An 18,171-nucleotide genomic window follows, 5' to 3' on the forward strand; every position below is an offset into this window, starting at 1 on the left:
CTTCATTAACCATGAAAAAGTATGATATAAAAAATACAGATGTCGAAACCCTGAAGAAGTGGTATCATCTGATGGCATTGGGACGTGCCCTGGACGAAAAGGCTCCATCTTACCAGTTGCAATCTTTAGGTTGGTCTTATCATGCACCCTACGCAGGGCATGATGGCATCCAACTAGCCGTCGGGCAAGTCTTTACTCTCGGAGAAGACTTCCTGTTTCCCTACTACCGGGATATGCTGACCGTACTCTCCGCCGGAATGACTCCTGAAGAGATTATTCTGAACGGTATTTCCAAAGCGACAGACCCCGGAAGCGGCGGACGCCATATGTCGAACCATTTCGCGAAACCGGAATGGCACATCGAAAATATATCTTCCGCAACGGGAACACACGACCTCCATGCGGCAGGCGTAGCCAGAGCGATGGTCTATTACGGACATAAAGGAGTAGCTATCACTTCTCACGGAGAATCGGCTACCTCCGAAGGCTTTGTCTATGAAGCTATCAACGGTGCCAGTCTCGAACGTCTTCCGGTGATTTTTGTCATTCAGGATAACGGTTACGGCATCTCTGTCCCCAAATCGGAACAGACAGCTAACCGCAAGGTAGCGGAAAACTTCTCCGGTTTCAAGAACCTGAAAATCATCTATTGCAATGGCAAAGATGTATTCGATTCGATGAACGCCATGACCGAAGCCCGCGAATATGCCATCAGTACCCGTAATCCGGTGATTGTGCAGGCGAATTGTGTCCGCATCGGTTCCCATTCCAATTCTGACAAGCATACCCTCTACCGGGATGAAAACGAACTGGAATACGTAAAGGAAGCTGACCCTTTGATGAAATTCCGCCGGATGCTGCTTCGCTATAATCGTCTGACTGAAGAAGAACTGCAACAAATAGAAGCGGCAGCCAAAAAAGAATTGTCCGCTGCCAACAGGAAGGCTTTGGCTGCTCCCGAACCTGACCCAAAAAGCATCTACGATTTCGTAATGCCCGAACCTTATCAGCCGCAGAAGTACAAAGACGGTACGCATGAGACAGAAGGCGAAAAGACCTTCATGGTCAACGCCATTAACGAAACACTGAAATCCGAATTTCGTCACAATCCTGATACTTTTATTTGGGGACAGGACGTGGCGAATAAGGAAAAAGGCGGCGTATTCAATGTGACGAAAGGTATGCAGCAGGAGTTTGGTGACTCCCGTGTATTCAGTGCGCCGATAGCCGAAGATTATATCGTAGGTACAGCCAACGGAATGAGCCGCTTTGACCCTAAAATTCATGTAGTAATAGAAGGAGCGGAGTTTGCCGATTACTTTTGGCCTGCCGTCGAGCAATATGTAGAATGTACGCATGAGTATTGGCGCAGCAATGGTAAGTTTGCTCCGAACATCACTTTGCGTCTGGCTTCCGGTGGCTATATCGGTGGCGGACTTTATCATTCCCAAAATATAGAAGGCGCTTTGACGACTTTACCGGGAGCACGTATTGTTTGTCCTTCTTTTGCGGATGACGCAGCCGGACTGCTTCGTACCAGTATGCGCTCCAAAGGATTTACTTTATTCCTGGAACCGAAGGCATTGTATAACTCCGTTGAAGCGGCTGCCGTTGTGCCCGAAGACTTTGAAGTACCTTTCGGTAAGGCACGCATCCGTCGGGAAGGAACTGATTTGAGTATTATCACGTATGGTAACACCACCCATTTCTGTCTGCAAGCAGCGGAACGATTGGAGAAAGAGGGCGGCTGGAAAGTGGAAGTCATCGACATTCGTTCTTTGATTCCGCTGGACAAGGAAGCTATCTTCGAATCGGTGAAGAAAACGAGTAAAGCGTTGGTTGTCCATGAAGATAAAGTATTCTCCGGCTTTGGTGCGGAACTTGCCGCAATGATTGGTGAAGAGATGTTCCGTTATTTGGATGGACCTGTGCAACGTGTAGGTTCTACATTTACCCCTGTCGGCTTTAACACGATTCTTGAAAAAGAAATCCTGCCTGATGAGGCTAAAATCTATGAAGCTGCCAGGAAATTATTAGAATATTAAATAGTATAGATTATGAAAAAGATAGGTTTATTTTATGCAACGAAGGCTGAAAAGACGAGTTGGGTAGCAGAGAAGATTCAGCAGGAGTTTGGCGAAGACAAGATAGAAGTAGTACCCATAGAACAAGCCTGGGAGAATGATTTTGCCGCTTATGATTGTTTTATAGTCGGCGCTTCCACCTGGTTTGACGGCGAACTTCCTACCTATTGGGACGAACTGTTGCCGGAACTTCGTACAATGGATTTAAACGGAAAGAAAGTGGCTGTCTTCGGTTTGGGAGACCAGATACGTTATCCCGAAAACTTTGCGGATGGTATCGGGCTGCTGGCGGAAGTTTTCGAAGGGGATGGAGCTACCTTGGTAGGTTTCACTTCTTCCGAAGGATATACCTTCGAACGTTCCAAAGCATTGCGCGGCGACCATTGGTGCGGGCTGGTTATTGACTTGGATAATCAGTCGGAACAGGCGAAAAAGAAAATCAAGGACTGGTGCGAACAGGTAAAGAAGGAGTTCAAGTAATATCCCTATTCCCAATACTTGGTTGATAGGGACCTAACGTCTAAATGACCGTTACACAACGTCCTTTTCATTAAAGGATACCATATACCAGATGCTCATCTCGTACATTACCGGATGAGCATCTGGAGCATGACGGGATGAGCATCTGGTATTGTACGAGATGAGCATCTCGTCTTTTGAGTCTTAACGACTAGTTGTAGGCTTGTTCTAATGATAAGCCGGTTATGTCTTTGTGGACCAGATAAAGAGCTATCAGGCTTTATAAACAAACTTCACCTCTGCCCAACGATTCTTCTCTTTGTAATGAACATAAGTCAATCCGTTCTTTTCCGCTTCCTCACGAATAACCGTAATGTCATCTACATAGAATCCGCTCATATACAGTTCAGACCCCGGATGCATACAGGCAACATAGTGTTTCATATCATTCAACAGAATATTCCGGTTGATATTGGCAATAATAACATCAAACGGGTCTTTCCCTGTAAGGGATGAAGCATCTCCCTGGGAAACGGCAATATCATCTACCTGATTTAATTCAATGTTTTCGATAGAGTTTCGCACGCACCATTCGTCAATGTCGATAGCTGTACACGGACGCGCACCTCTCATTCGTGCAAGGATGGCGAGAATTGAAGTGCCGCAACCCATATCGAGCAGAGATTTATCTTTCAGCTCACTATCCAGCAGTTCCTCAATGATAAGGCTTGTTGTCTCGTGATGTCCCGTTCCGAAAGCCATTTGCGGGTTAATGACAATATCATATTCCGCTTTAGGTACATCCTGATGGAAAGTACTGTGAATCACACAACGGTCACCAATGATAATCGGCTGGAAGAAATTCTTTTCCCATTCCTCGTTCCAGTCCTTGTCTTCCGCTTCCACACAGGTATAACTGATTGTCGTATCAGGCAGTGGAAATTCATCTATTGCATTTTTTATCACAGTTTCGTCACATAGTGTTTGCTGGATATATGCGGTCAGCCCTTTCTCGTTTTCAACAAAACTTTCGAACCCGGCTTCGCCTAATACTGCCGCCAATACATCATTCACCGTTTCGGTGCAAGGATGCGTATGAAATGTAAACTCAAAGTATTTCATAATTTTTCTGTCTATCTGAATAATGCGCAAAGATACTCAAAAAACGAATTATTGACGAAGTATTTTGGCGAAGTATCTGTTACTATTGTTTTTTTTGTATATTTGCCGCGTAGATGGCTAATGGCTGTCTTCTGTTAGAAAATGAAGCATAAACAAAACCGAAGAATATTAGTCTTATTATTTTTTGCTGCGTATTTATTTACGAGTGTCCAGGCACATGGGGTGAATGATAAAGCCAAGCAGTTAAAATCTCCTGAAGGCAGAGCCTTATCATTGCAGGCTATCGGAGATAGTTATATGCATACGGGGATTTATGAGCTGGCTGCCGAAACATTCGAAGCTGCCGAAACGGAACTGGAAAACAGTAATGACGCTTTCCTGAAACTTCGCCTGACTATTCAGCAGATACATACTTATCTGAAAATGGACAAGGTAGAGAAAGCAATGGAATATTTGGATAAGGCAGAAAACCTTCTTCCCCAAATCGAGACAGAAAAGGACGATTTTGAATATTACATCTGCTCATACCGCACATTGGCATATATCAAGATGAAGGATAAAGAACAAGTTGCCAAATACTGGAAGGAAGGATTGGACTTGCAGAAGAATAGTAAACACTTATCCGAATTATCCCTGGAACTGTCTATCAATTACCACCTTTTTATGGAAGAGTATACCAAAGCGATTCCTTTGTATGACTCTCTGATAGTTACTGTCCAAAGAAGGGGAAACCTGTATGAATATAAAAATGCGTTGCAGTCAAAAGGAGCTTTATTGCATACACTGGGAGATCTGAAAGGCGCCTGTCTACTTTATAATAAAGTGAAAACGTTGAACCAATCCTTAAATACGGAGCGTTTCGTAGAATCCCTGGACTCCATTCGCTCAACCTATATCGCCGACCGGATGGAGTTGGAGAATGCCGAAGCGCATGACGAGTTATTGTTACGTATTATTTTCTTTTCTCTCTTGGTTTTGATTATCGCAGGTGCATTGGTTGTCGTGATAAAAAGAAATAATAAGGAACTGAACAAGTCGCGGGAGAAGTTATCCGAAACCAACGAGAAAGCAAAACGCGCTATCTTGTCAAAGAGTATGTTCCTCTCGAATATGACCCATGAAATCCGTACGCCATTGAATGCTATAGTAGGATTCTCGGAAGTACTATCTTCTATGGGAGATTCTATTGATGATGAAACACGGCAAATGTGTGGAGAAAGTATCAGGCAAAACGCCCAGTTACTGCATAAACTAATTAATGATGTGATGGAATTGTCGAAGCAAGAGGAGAGTAGCATGTCGTTTAAATTAGAGAAACATGAAGTGGTGGCGTTATGCCGGAACACGATAGAAACAGTTGAAAGAGTAAAACGGACTTCCGCGGAAATATTGTTTCAAACCCCGTTGAATGAATTGGAACTATACACAGACAGTATCCGCCTTCAACAAGTCCTTATTAATTTATTGATTAATGCGACGAAATTTACCTCTAGTGGAACTATCACTCTTCTGCTCGATGTGGATGCCGAAAATAAACAAGCTGTTTTCACAGTAGAAGATACCGGATGCGGTATCCCTTTAAACAAGCAGTTAGCCATATTCTCCCGTTTCGAAAAGTTGCACGAAGGTATTCAAGGCAGCGGCATCGGATTGGCTCTCTGCAAGTTTATCGTAGAACATTTGAAAGGACGAATTTGGATTGATCCGAAATATACGTCAGGAGCAAGATTTGTATTTACCCATCCGTTGAACAATAATGAACCTGAAGTATGAAGATAATCATAAGTAAAATCGTATTATTGCTCTGCTGTCTGCTTGGGGGAAGCCTGACATCTCTGTATGCGGGAGATAATGATGCCAAAGAAGAATTGATGCAACAACTGGAATCGTCCAGGCATGATACCATCCGGCTGAAAACGTTATGTGAAGTGGTAGATATATCGAAGCCCGAACCCGTAGTTAGAAAACAATATGTCGAAGAATTACTGAAGGAAGCGGAAAGCCAGCGGAACAATTTTTATAAGTGCCGCGCTTATCTATATCATATCTATATATGCTTCAATGAGAACAAACAGGATGAGCTTCAAAAGTGGCTTGACCAGCTCGTTACATTAGCCAGGAAGGAAAAATATTACGATTTGATGTTTTTGGGCAAGCAATGTGCCATTGACTTATTAGTCTTGAATCAGAGTTTCGAAGAATTGGAGAATGAAGCGCTGGAAATGCTACATGAAGCACAGGCGCTGAAAAATAAAAAGGGGATAGTGCTGGCATATCAAAGCATTGCGCGTGCCTACCGCATGACAGGCAGAGTTAAACCGGCTGCGGAGATGTTGGAAAAAGCATACGCCCAGTCGCTTGAATTTGATGATTATGTGTTTTCTGCTGATATAAGCAACAGTTTGATAGCGGTATATAAACTATTGAAAGATTATCCGTCTTTGTTGAAAAGCATACAGGAACGGGATAGAATCATTCAGAAAGAACTTCGCAGGCAACCGCACATGGAGCAAATGCTCCAAATGGATTTCTTTTATTTGTATATCTCTTATGCTGAATATTATTTGGCAATAAATGATTTGCAGAACGTCAAGAGATATAAGCAGTTGACAGACAAGTACTATTCCGGCAGATACTTCGTCAATACATTGAGATACTATGAGATGAACAAAACTTATTACGCTAACACGGAACAATGGAATAAGGCAATTGCCAGTGTCGATTCTCTGATAGCGGGTTATCTGAAAGTGGAATATTCCTATTATAATAATGCATTGCTTGAAAAGGCGGATATCCTTTCGAGTATGAATAAATATGAGGAAGCCTTGCCACTATATGAAAAAGCTTTAGCAGCTAATGACTCCATCCTGGTGTCAATATATAGCAGACAGGTCGATTTCATAAAAGATACCCATGCAGAAGAGAAGATTCAATTACAAACCCTGCGTTTTCGTTATTATATCAATGTTTCCGTATTAGTGTTGATAGCTGCCATCATCATAGTATTGCTGATTTTCTTCATCCTTAAATACCGCATCAACAGGGAATTGCGTCACTCGGAGAAAAAAATGCGGCAAATAGCCCGTGAAGTGGAAAAAGTGAATGAAGTGAAGGAAGCCTTCATCTCCAATATGAATAACGCAATACGTGAACCACTGACTGAAGTAGTCGATTGCTCTTTGGCATTGGCTTCGAACGAGGAGTTCACAAAAGAACAGCGTGACCGGGCATCGGGTATCATATCCGGTACTGCTACCGAACTATCCCAATTAATAAACGATATATTGGATTTATCCCGCCTGGAAGCCGGAATGATGAAGTTTCAGGTAGAGGAACTTTCTTTTAATTCTTATTTGGAAGAAGCCATCGCATCCGCTTCCGCAAATTATGTATTGCAGAAAAATATTAAGTTGAAAGCGGATGTCAACTATTCAGTCCGCTATGACGGAAACTGGCTGTACCGACTTATGCGTACTGTATTCGTTCCGATTGGCGAACCCGAAAGAATACTTTCCATACTGGTAGAAGTGGATACGGAGGAAGGCAAAATAACAGTTACTGCTTATCACTCCATTCTAGTCTCTGTCAATCCCGGTCAGAGCATCGTTATTCAGAATGAAATGAACCGTATGTTGGTGGAACACTTCGGAGGAAGCTGGGAAATAAACCGGGCATATGTGAAGTTTACTATACCTTTGATACAGTAAGTTAAATAGAACTGTTTGGGCAGTATAAAGTAGTCTTTTTCTCTCATAAATGTGTCGAATTTAGGGATTTCCCTATTATCCTTTCGGGAAAATCTTCCCTCATCAAAAAATCTCTTCCTTATCTTTGTAACGTGAATAAGTTTAAGTAATTATATAAACCTAGATGATATGAAAAAGATTGTTTACTTCTTGCTATTTGCCTTGTGCCTCCCGATAGGCTTGATGGCACAAAGCGTTGATGACGACCTTTACTTCGTACCTTCCAAAGACAAGCAGGAGAAAAAAGAAACTCCAGTTCAGAAGGAACCGAAGAAGCAGGTGACAAACATCTATACATCACCGGGGACTACAGTTGTGGTTCAAGACCGCAAGGGCAGAACACGGGACGTGGATGAATATAACCGCCGTTACGATGCACGTGAAAATGAATTCGTAATGGATAATGATACCTTATACATAAAAGAAAAATCTAATCCGGATTTGGACGGAGAATGGGTGACCGGCGAATTTAATGGTACGCAAGACGACTATGAATACGCTGAACGTATCATCCGTTTCCGCAATCCGCGTTTCGCAATCAGTATCAGCAGCCCGCTCTACTGGGACGTAGTTTACGGACCGAACTCCTGGGACTGGAACGTATATACCGACGGTATGTATGCTTACGCATTCCCGACGTTCAGTAACCCGATGTGGTGGGATTGGCGTTATGGTTCTTACGGCTGGGGCTGGAACTCTGGTTGGGGATGGAATCGTCCTTACTATTCTTGGGGATATTCTCCGGGTTACTGGGGCAGCGGCTGGTATGGCGGCGGCTACTGGGGTGGCTGGTATGGCGGCGGTGGCTATTGGGGACATCATCACCATTGGCATGGTGGTCCTAGCTGGGGCTGGGGCGGTGGTGGAAACCATTGGGCACGTAATACCTATACGAATCGTCGTTCTTATGGTTACAATAATTTCTCTTCTTCACGGAGAAGTGGATCATATTCAGACCGTAGATCAGCAATAAGTACAGATCGCCGTAGTTCTTCAGGTTCTTATACCGGAAGAACAGTAGGAACAAGACGTGAAGCAACAACTCGCGTTAGTACTGGACGCACAGGCGTAACTACTCGTAGTGATGCTTCTTCTACTCGCAGAAGTAGTAACTACACACGTCCAAGTAGTACACGTAGCTCTTCAACTTATAATAATAATCGTGAAAGCTCCGTTCGTCGTAGTGCTTCGCCTACTTCAAGATCATCGTCGTCTTCATCATACGGAACTACAAGAAGATCTTCTTCTACTTACAATAGAGGAACTTCAACCAGTAGCCCATCTACTAGAAGTAGCAGTTCTAGTCGTTCATATGATAGTGGCAGCCGTTCTTCTTCTTCTTCTTCTCGTAGTACCTATTCACCAAGTAACAGTAGTAGCTCACGTTCCAGCGGTAGTTATTCAAGTGGTGGTGGTTCTTCACGCTCAAGTGGCGGAGGTGGCGGATCCAGTAGAAGTGGAAGAAGATAATAAAACTATATATTAACTCTGTAATATAAGACAACGTTATGAAAAAGATAATCGCAGTTGCTTGCGCCTTGTGTTTTGTCGCAGGTGTCAGTGCACAGACAATATATGATGCAGCGAAGTTAGCAGAGCGAGATTTGAATGGAACCGCCCGTTTTGTTGGTATGGGCGGGGCGATGGGCGCTTTGGGAGGTGATATCTCTACAATGGGAACAAACCCTGCCGGTATCGGTATTTATCGTAGTAATGATATTATGACTTCTTTCAGTTATTCTGCTTATGGTACTGAGAGCAAATACTTGGGGCAGACTTTTAATAATGATAAGAATCAGTGGTCGTTTGATAACATTGGCTTTGTGTTTGCTTCCAAAATAGGAAATCAAACAGCATTGCGTTATGTAAACTTTGGCTTTAACTATAAACGTACCAAGTCTTTCTATAAGAACATGACAATGGGCGGATTAATGGGAGCTGTAGATGATATATTTGTATCCCAAGTTAATATGATGGGACAACAGGCTACGGATGCTGTATGGTATGATAGAGATAATTATAACTTCAATGGTGTTGATGCCTATGGTAACAATCGACTTGGATGGCTAGGAATCATGGGCTATCAGGGTTATTTGACGAATGCAATACGAGAGGATGGTTATGATAGATATGATCCTGTAGTTCCGGATGAAGTTGAAGCTTATTTCAATTCTAACGAAAGAGGTGGAATTAGTCAGTATGACTTTAATGTTGCACTAAATGTGAATGATCGTGTTTATTTAGGATTGACGATTGGTGCATATGACGTGAACTATAAAAAAACTACTTTGTATGATGAAGATTATGGAAATGGTGAAGGTTACGAATTGGCTTCATACAATCGGATTAAAGGTTCGGGAGTAGATGTGAAGTTTGGTGCTATTTTCCGTCCGTTCGAGTCTTCTCCTTTCCGTATTGGGCTTGCGATACATACACCTACATTTTATAATTTGACATATGAGAATGGTGCGAGTATGACATCGGATGTTTTCTTGAAAAAGGTGCAGAATGGTGATAAAGAATTTTATGTACGTGACGATAAGCCCGCTGAAGGTGCTTCTACAACAAGGGAGTCTTTTGATGCCAATGATGGAAGAAGAATAGAACAGGATTTCCGTCTGTCTACTCCGTGGAGATTTAATGCAAGTTTGGGTTATACAGTTGGAACTTCTTTAGCATTGGGAGCGGAGTATGAATATGAAGACTATTCATCTATGAAGTTTAAGTATCCTGAAGGAGACGAAATGGTAGATCAGAATAATACAATTAAAAATTTTATGAAAGGAGTGCATACATTCCGTGTCGGTGCCGAATATAAAGTAATACCTGAGTTTGCTTTCCGTTTAGGTTATAACTACAGTACTACTGCTTTCAAAGAAAATGATGCTTATAAGTGGATACCGGTTAACTCTACTTTGACGGATACGGATTTTGCAAATTCTCAGTCGCATAGTAATTATACACTTGGAATTGGATATCGTGGAAAGGCTTTTTATGCTGATTTAGCTTATCAATATTCTATGTATAAAGAGAAGTTCTATCCATTCTATAATGACTTGGAGACTGCGCCGGGATTTTGGGAGACAGTCACTCCGCAAGCTACGAAAGTAACCAATACACGTAGCCAAGTACTATTAACCCTAGGTTTGCGCTTCTAATCTAACAAAGACAGTTTTCAATTTCAATAATAACTTTTGTGTGTGAAAAATCCCAGGAATGCTGAGTGTCTACAGCGGTTCCGGGGATTTTTGTTAGTATCACTTTTAATTTTTTGTTTTATCTGCGCAATGGAGTCCGTTCGTCAATAATACCGCGACCTCTGTAAAGGCTGATGGCAACAGGAGTATCGGGAGTTAACTCGATATCCTCATCCACGATAATAGGCTCCTCCTTATCATCTACGATAACCGTTCCTATTGTCTCGCCGGCCTTAATCCGTTGCGGGAGCAAGTTAGTCAGGATACCTTCCGATATTTTCCGGATGTTGATGTATTCAGGTTTTGCATCCTTGTCCGCTTCGATTTTACCATTGAACAGGTCTTGTACACCTTTATTCTTCAGGAAAAGCTTAACGATTGCACTACCTTCATACGGTTGTCTCTTCTCATCAAGCAGGATAACGGGCACCGTCATTCGCTTGAATTTAAGAGCAACGTTCCAGGAACCTTTGGCAGCTTGTGCCATTCCGAACAAAAACTCTTTGCCACCCGTGATACCACGATAACGGCTACCGAACGAACGCGTAGCAACATCATCAGACAATTCGGGATAATGAGCATAAAAAGTAACAGCTTCCGCATCCGTATCTATCGCGTCCCAGGCAGGATTCTCCATACCTATGGTAAACGGTAGATAATCCTGTTCGGAAGCGGACATTGAGATGATATCTCCATCCGAGAAACTACTTTTTGCAGGAAGCGAAAGAGTGCTGCTACTACGTGTAAGAGCATCAGTGATACTTTCATTGTCGATAGAAGCAGAAAAGCTGAAAGCTTTCTTGCTGGGTTCTTGTTGTTCATCTTGTTGCTGACAACTGAACAGGCATGATGCCGCTAAAAAAAAGAGAAGGTTTTTCTTCATGTGAGGGGTAAATTAATAGGTTAATAATAGTGAGAGGTTTACTTTAATATTCTATCTTGTCTTCTTTGGCCGCCCAGGCTTTGAAGGCAGTAAGGGCTTCATTGTGTAGTAAGATTTCAGAGGGGAGTTTTCTGTTTTCAGGTTTAAGTTCCAGTTCGTCATAAATAAAAGAGTCATCAAAACCGATTTCTTTGGCATCCGTCTTATTGTTGCCATAATACATCTTGTCCAGTCGTGCCCAATAGATAGCACCCAAACACATCGGACAAGGTTCGCAGGAAGTATATATTTCATATCCGCTAAGATTGAAAGTTCCGAGCTTCGCAGCCGCGGCACGTATGGCACTCACTTCAGCATGAGCAGTAGGGTCACAGGATGCCGTAACACGGTTCACACCCGTTGCAACTATTTCCCCTTCTTTCGTAGCAATCACAGCGCCGAAAGGGCCACCACCATTTTCAATGTTCTCCTTAGAAAGCTCGATTGCTTTCCGCATTAATTCTTCTTTTGTCATAGCACAAAAAATATATTGTTAGTTTTATTCTAATCTCTTCTTTTACAAAGATAGAAAAAACTAACAATATACAATGGAGTGTTTCTATTAATTTTTTACCACCGCTGGTAAATAGCCAAAAAGAAAGGTAGTTCGTTTTTGCTTTTATTAAGGTTATAGCTTTCCTAAAATCTTATCCATCACCCAGTTGGTCAACGTGGCGCTTTCACCGTCGCAGGAACAAACGGACTTACCTAGTAAATGGTCTACTACTGCTTGGATAAGCGGCTGTTGCACATGCTCAGGGTTGCCGATGCAGATTTCTTCACGTCCCTTTTCGGTATGCAGTCCGATAGGCTCGTAAGTAAAGACAGAGAAACAAATCATTCCCTTGTCACCGATAATCTCTATACGGTCTTCGCGGGCGGAATCATGGGCGACGAAGCACCAGGAACCGCTACCTACCAATCCGTTGTCGAATTGGAAGCAGGCGCTCAATGTATCTTCGGCGGGATAGAGTCCGCCACGATTGCTCTTGTAGCCGCTGGCTTCGAGGATACAGCCAAACATATCCTGCAATAAATCTATCTGATGCGGGGCGAGGTCATAGAAGTAACCACCTCCGGCAATATCCGCTTGTACACGCCAGGGAAGATTCTCGCGATTATAATCCAAATCACGCGGCGGCTGGGCAAAACGAATCTGTACATTGATAACGTTGCCGATAGTCCCGTTCTCTACAAGTTCCTTTACTTTCTGAAAATAAGGTAGATAACGGCGATAATATGCGACGAAACAGGGGACACCCGTTTCTTTGGATATGCGGTTGATGCGGGTACATTCTTCATAAGTGACGGCCATCGGCTTCTCGATATAGGCCGGCTTGCCTGCTTTCATGGACATGATTGCATAAGTGGCGTGTGAAGAAGGGGGAGTAGCGATATAAATAGCATTTACTTCCGGGTCGTCTATCAACTCCTGTGCGTCATCATACCATTTCTTGATACCTCTCTCTTTGGCATAAGCTTTCGCTTTCGCACCGTCACGGCTCATTACTGCCACGACTTCCGAATGGTCTACTTTTTGGAAAGCAGGGCCACTTTTTGTTTTCGTAACTTCTCCGCAACCGATGAAGCCCCATTTAATAATCTTTTCACTCATAATATAATTACCTATTGTGCCTGTTTAAACAAACCCCAAAGATAAAGCTATTTTTTGTCAAGAGCAACTTTATTGATTATTAACTTAGAAGAGAAGTTTGGAAAATGAACGTTGCATTTCACTGAAACAGATGTTCTGTTTTGGTAGAACAGACGCTCCGTTTCGGGGGAACAGAGCCTCTGTTTGAGGGGAATACACACTCTATTTGGGATAAGAAGGAAGGTGAATAGGGGTAAGTCCGGGGATAAATGATGATAACCCCAGGGCTGAAGGATGATAAGTCCAGGGTTAAAGGAGGATAAGCCCGAAGGAAAGTGAGATGAAAAGCCGGGATGAAAAGATATTTATTCCTTCTGAGAAAAAAGAAAGGCGGGAGTTTCAGTTCCCGCCTTTACGTGTAGTTTAATTGAAACTACTTTATCATTAACTCTGTAAAGATACGACATTCGGAAGCGAAAGTCAAGTCTTTGAGAGTTTTATTTTTCGTAATAGACATCCATGGTGATGGTATTAAGCTCTTTTTTTTCTCCAAGAGTAACGCTCTTTACCCATATGATACCCATTTTATCTTTGTTCGTGTTTTTGAAAACCAGGATATTGTTCTCGATAACAGTTGGGGCGCTTGCCGAAGGATTTATGCTACCAATATCCTCTTTTACATCTGTGATTTCTCCATTCAATACTTTCTGAATCAAAGCATTTTCCGCTGTATTGCCTGTACTTAATACCCTGAATTGAGTCTTTAGAGAAGTACGTACGATTGAATAATCTTTGCCATCACTGAAAAGTGTTGATTCACCGCATACTTGCGCCTTCATAAAATTATCGTTTATATTGGCTGGATTTAGTAAACGCGCTGCTGCGCTAGTAGTAGCATCCATTGCAAAATCCACATCTGCTTGATGGTCGAATAAATCACAAGGAGCAATAGTACGTCCTGTAGAAGCATCGAAAAGGGCACATTCGGTTGCCGGAGCTCCTAGTGTTACATTCTCCCAATGATAATAAGACAGTACCACCGTAGCTTTCTTTACCTTCACTGTACCGATAGAAGCACTTTCTTTATCACTTTTTCCATAAACCAGTGTCACGGTAAATTCTGTATCCTCTTCTACTTCCGGAGCTTTAAAAGTAAATCCGGTTGCTTCAGGGTTTGTAATAGTAATGTCAGATGATACGCCACCCGCTTTTGTCAGACGAACAGCTTTCACAACATTCAGATTTGTTCCTTCAATCGTGATGTCTTTTCCGGTTTCTACTTCCTGCGTTTCGTTGGTTACGCTACCACTAGGAACAACTTCTTTGACTGTAAACTTACCCGGTACAACCAGCTTTTGGTCGTTACCCAATGAATTATCATAAACAAGAGTGATTGTAAATTCGGTATCCGTATCTACTTCCGGGGCTTTGAAAGTTATTTCAGTAGCCTTCTTATTATCAATCGTAATCGACTCTCCGTTAGCTTGCAGAGCTTTGATAATACCCAAGTCTGTTCCTGTAATAGTGATAATATTGCCCGGTTTCACTTCACCCGATAGGGTAGTGGAAGTTGTAGGAATAACAGGCGCGATATAAACAGTCAATTCCTCGCATACGACAAGACGATGCACAGAATTGTACAATACAGCGAGAGGAACGACCTTTGTCTCTTCGAACACTTCAGTAGGTACATAAACCGTGAGTGATTGATGGTCACGCTCTGCTTGCGGTGTTTTAACATCAATCGTAGTAGCGTCACCGAAATACACTTTAGAGATGAGATGCATATTCGCACCTGTCAGAGTGATTGTCTCTCCCGGTTGCACGGTGGTTGCTCCCATCGTGTTGATAGAAGTCTGCGGAATGTCAATGTCATTATCGCGGGTACATCCGTTCAGCAGGCATATCAGGCAGCACAGGGCTGCCGTCAATGCGGTGGTTAATGTATAATTTCTTTTTTTCATGTTCTTTCTTTTTTAGCGTTGATAGTAAAGGTCGAATGTGATGTAAGCAATACCCTGATTATTCTTATCGCCATTATTGATGTTGTTGGCCTGACCATAATCTACGTATACTTCCAAAATGTCGAGAATACCATATTTATCCTTATGGTTATTGTAGAATACAACTACACTACCGGCATCAAATATCTGTTCGCTCACTGTACCTGCCGCTTCTGATGATTTACGTGTACGGGCAGAACTTTTGGTAATATTCAGACTGGTAAAGAGTGATGGAGTAATTTCCAACTGGTCTTTTCCTGCTCTGATTTGTTCGATAAGCGCTGCATGTGTTGTTGCGTTCAATACAAAGAATCTTGTTTGTACTGCCGTGAAAGGTGCAAATATAGTGAAGTTCTCCGCATTAGGCACAGCAGCCGTTCCGCACCAGTAATTCTTCAGATTATTCTTCGTATTTGCCGGGTCAGGATTAAGAATGGCATCCGGTGAGTTGAACGCAAAGTCCAGTCCACTGTTCACATAACCTGCAAAGTCTATCTTATCAAAATTCTCTTCATCTTTCAGTACGCAAGGAGTACAGATAGGATTACCGTCGGCAGAATTACCATTCAGCATACTACCATAACCATACTTACTATTACGTGTCCCTATCGCCTGATTGGCACTGAACAAGTTCTTCATGCGAATCACTTGGCAAGCATCGGACAGAATAATTTCCTTCGTCTCCTTATAATACGTCACTTTGATTTTCACTGTGCTAGTCGCTGCCAAAGTCGGTACCCTGAACACAATCACATTCTCTTCCTGGCTGACCGGAGCACTCTTTTCTTCTCCGAAATAAATATACTCAATCAAGTTGAGATATTTACCGCTCAATGTGAGCAGGCTTCTTTCCATCAGACTTTCCTGGTCTATCTTCTCTATTTCCGGTTCATCCTTTTCTACAGCGAAGTCGTCGGATTCCCCTTTAACTTCAGATTCACCACCTGTCTGATTCGTATATTTCAAAGCAACGGTGGCGTTATCATCAATGATAAAAGGCACTTTTACAGCAATCTCTTTCTCACTCTGATAGATAATTTCTCCCTCTTCTCCGCCCATAAGGACTTTGGAGATAATATCAAGATTGCTACCTAGAATCTCAACATTGTTGCCCACTCTTCCGCTTTTCGGGAAACTCGTCACACTTGGAGTTGGGTAAGTCACAGTGAACGATTGTGTGCTCTCCGCACGTGCACCTTGGCTGGCGTCGTCTTTGCGTGAAGTAGAAAGGGCAATCTTTCCGCTCTTAGTGCCTTCACGTGGCACTACAATAACGATTTCCTGCTGTGACAGCTTATAAAGTATCTGTGCTTCCACACCACCGACTGTGGCGTACACTATATCGCGCAGGTTACTACCTTTGACAGTCACCTCTGTACCGGCTTTCCCGCTTGCAGGAGCAAACTCGCTGATTTCCGGCGCACCCTGTGTTTCGGTTTCAATGCTCAACTTTTCGTTGCAACTCGTCAGCGTGACAAGTACAAAGAGAACCAATAGATTATATAGTTTATTTTTCATACTGTTTTCGTTTGATGGATTAGTAATTCGGATTCTGGGTAACAATGCTTGGATTATTATCTATCACACTTTGCGGGATAGGAAGCAATAATTGCCAGTTATCAATCTTATTAACCGTGAAAGCATACTTGTCATAGAAGCCTTCGGTTTCCGTGATTTGTTTATTGATTGTTTCCACCGCTTTTCCCCAACGCACGAGGTCGAACCACCGCTGATTCTCGAAAGCCAGTTCCAGACGGCGCTCTTTTTCCAGCTTTTCGCGGAAAGCGGAGCGTACGGATACTTCGGAAGCATCAATAGCATCCAGTCCGGCACGTCGGCGCACTTCGTTGAGATAAGGCAGTCCGGTGGCAGGGCCATCCGTTTCGTTCAGTACTTCGGCATACATCAACAGTACGTCTGCATGACGAATGATAGGCCAGTCGTTTTCAGCATCATAGCGTACACTGACAGGAGAAACAAACTTCTTGATATACGCCGACTGGTCTGAAATGACCACCGGGTCTTTCTTGCTTGGGTCGATATAATGGTCGCTTACACTGGCATCTTTACGCAAGTCACCTTCCGGATAAATACCCAACACCTCGGTAGTCGGATAGTTGCGTCCGTCACCATCACCCGTCACCACATTGGCACCACTCTTGGTAGGAGCAAAGGTGTTGGCAAAAGGAGAACCAATACCCAGACTACCCGATTTGTAACGGACAGCAAAGATAATCTCATCATTCATCTCCTTGGAAATGTCGAACACATCGGAATAGCTGACAGTCAACTGGTCGCCCTTTACATCTACTACCGACTTGAGCAAGCCTTTAGCTTCCGTATATTTCTCGATAGTCAGATACACTTTGGCAAGCAGGGATTGAGCAGCCGCCTGAGTGACACGTCCTAAATCAGCTACGTCATACGTCACACCTTCCAGGTCGTCAATAGACGTTTTCAGGTCGTCGATAATCTGCTGATAAGTAGCTTCCACACTGCTACGGTCTTTCTTCATGGCTTCTGCCACGCTTAATTCTTCCGTCACGATGAAAGTAGGACCGAAAAGACGTACCAGGTTGAAGTAATGATAAGCACGGATGAAACGCACTTCTCCTTCAAATTGCGCCCGTTTCTTCTCATTGGCTACAACAGCCAGATTTTCAGGGGCGAGTACATTGTTGCAACTGTTGATATTGCTGTAAGTTGCTTCCCAGTAAGTACGTATGTTCGCGTTACTGGCATCCATTGTACCAAGATCCAGTGCCTGCTGTTGCAGGAAAGCATCGTTAGTGGAACTGTTGCTGTTCATACGGGTATTGTCCGCACGCAGTTCGGTAAGCGTCCACTCGATGTTTAACGGAGCCTGCATTCCGCCGTAGCAGCCGATAACGGCAGTATTCATTTCAGCTTCATTCTTGTAGAACGAACCGTCGGGGATATAGGAGTCCGGTGTAATGTTGAGGTCACAGGAAGAAAGCCCCAGCAAGCAAGCGGACAGACTAGCGATAAATGTATGTTTTAGTTTCATTTCTGTACGTTTTAAG

General features: G+C 43.1%; 13 protein-coding genes. 6 read left to right on the forward strand and 7 right to left on the reverse strand.

The features are described from left to right. Positions 1–11 precede the first annotated feature (11 nt). Together HC965_RS12270 and HC965_RS12275 are read left to right on the forward strand one after the other, a co-directional pair. Positions 12–2,045 carry a thiamine pyrophosphate-dependent enzyme gene (locus HC965_RS12270; protein ID WP_191031726.1) on the forward strand — a complete coding sequence of 678 codons (2,034 nt, stop codon included), beginning with the start codon at positions 12–14 and terminating at the stop codon, positions 2,043–2,045. A gap of 12 nt (positions 2,046–2,057) precedes the next feature. Further along, positions 2,058–2,564 (forward strand): flavodoxin, encoded by a 507-nt coding sequence (locus HC965_RS12275; RefSeq protein ID WP_191031727.1) that lies wholly within the window; start codon positions 2,058–2,060, stop codon positions 2,562–2,564. A gap of 252 nt (positions 2,565–2,816) precedes the next feature. On the opposite strand, the gene prmA is transcribed toward HC965_RS12275, so the two are convergent. Beyond that, positions 2,817–3,665 (reverse strand): 50S ribosomal protein L11 methyltransferase, encoded by an 849-nt coding sequence (gene prmA, locus HC965_RS12280; RefSeq protein ID WP_191031728.1) that lies wholly within the window; start codon positions 3,663–3,665, stop codon positions 2,817–2,819. Positions 3,666–3,806: 141 nt separating this feature from the next. Between prmA and HC965_RS12285 the strand changes: the two genes are divergently transcribed. From HC965_RS12285 to HC965_RS12300, 4 genes are all read left to right on the forward strand, one after another. Beyond that, positions 3,807–5,438 carry a HAMP domain-containing sensor histidine kinase gene (locus tag HC965_RS12285; RefSeq protein ID WP_191031729.1) on the forward strand — a complete coding sequence of 544 codons (1,632 nt, stop codon included), beginning with the start codon at positions 3,807–3,809 and terminating at the stop codon, positions 5,436–5,438. Then, entirely contained in the window at positions 5,435–7,372 is a 1,938-nt protein-coding gene (locus HC965_RS12290; protein ID WP_191031730.1) for a hypothetical protein, read from the forward strand. The genes HC965_RS12285 and HC965_RS12290 overlap by 4 nt, the downstream gene beginning before the upstream one ends. A 168-nt stretch (positions 7,373–7,540) precedes the next feature. Continuing rightward, the gene (locus HC965_RS12295) at positions 7,541–8,881 is read left to right on the forward strand and encodes a hypothetical protein (RefSeq protein WP_191031731.1); all 1,341 of its coding nucleotides are present in this window, start codon (positions 7,541–7,543) and stop codon (positions 8,879–8,881) included. Positions 8,882–8,919: 38 nt separating this feature from the next. Next, a complete protein-coding gene (locus tag HC965_RS12300) occupies positions 8,920–10,569 on the forward strand; it encodes an OmpP1/FadL family transporter (protein ID WP_191031732.1) in 1,650 nt (549 codons plus the stop codon). A gap of 118 nt (positions 10,570–10,687) precedes the next feature. Here the strand turns inward: HC965_RS12300 and HC965_RS12305 are convergent, their stop codons facing one another. The 6 genes from HC965_RS12305 to HC965_RS12330 form a co-directional block, all read right to left on the reverse strand. Beyond that, positions 10,688–11,491 (reverse strand): fimbrillin family protein, encoded by an 804-nt coding sequence (locus HC965_RS12305; protein ID WP_191031733.1) that lies wholly within the window; start codon positions 11,489–11,491, stop codon positions 10,688–10,690. 43 nt (positions 11,492–11,534) lie between these two features. Then, entirely contained in the window at positions 11,535–12,005 is a 471-nt protein-coding gene (locus HC965_RS12310) for a nucleoside deaminase (RefSeq protein WP_073348335.1), read from the reverse strand. A gap of 153 nt (positions 12,006–12,158) precedes the next feature. Then, positions 12,159–13,145 carry a Gfo/Idh/MocA family protein gene (locus tag HC965_RS12315; protein ID WP_167964103.1) on the reverse strand — a complete coding sequence of 329 codons (987 nt, stop codon included), beginning with the start codon at positions 13,143–13,145 and terminating at the stop codon, positions 12,159–12,161. Positions 13,146–13,621: 476 nt separating this feature from the next. Continuing rightward, positions 13,622–15,088, reverse strand: a complete 1,467-nt coding sequence (locus HC965_RS12320; RefSeq protein ID WP_191031734.1) for a hypothetical protein — start codon at positions 15,086–15,088, stop codon at positions 13,622–13,624. Positions 15,089–15,100: 12 nt separating this feature from the next. Further along, entirely contained in the window at positions 15,101–16,645 is a 1,545-nt protein-coding gene (locus tag HC965_RS12325) for an IPT/TIG domain-containing protein (protein ID WP_191031735.1), read from the reverse strand. Between the two features lie 19 nt (positions 16,646–16,664). Beyond that, a complete protein-coding gene (locus HC965_RS12330; protein ID WP_191031736.1) occupies positions 16,665–18,155 on the reverse strand; it encodes a RagB/SusD family nutrient uptake outer membrane protein in 1,491 nt (496 codons plus the stop codon). Positions 18,156–18,171 lie beyond the last annotated feature (16 nt).

Origin of the sequence: Bacteroides sp. GM023, assembly GCF_014750685.1 — a bacterium.
In the GTDB taxonomy this organism is placed as follows: Bacteria; Bacteroidota; Bacteroidia; order Bacteroidales; family Bacteroidaceae; genus Bacteroides.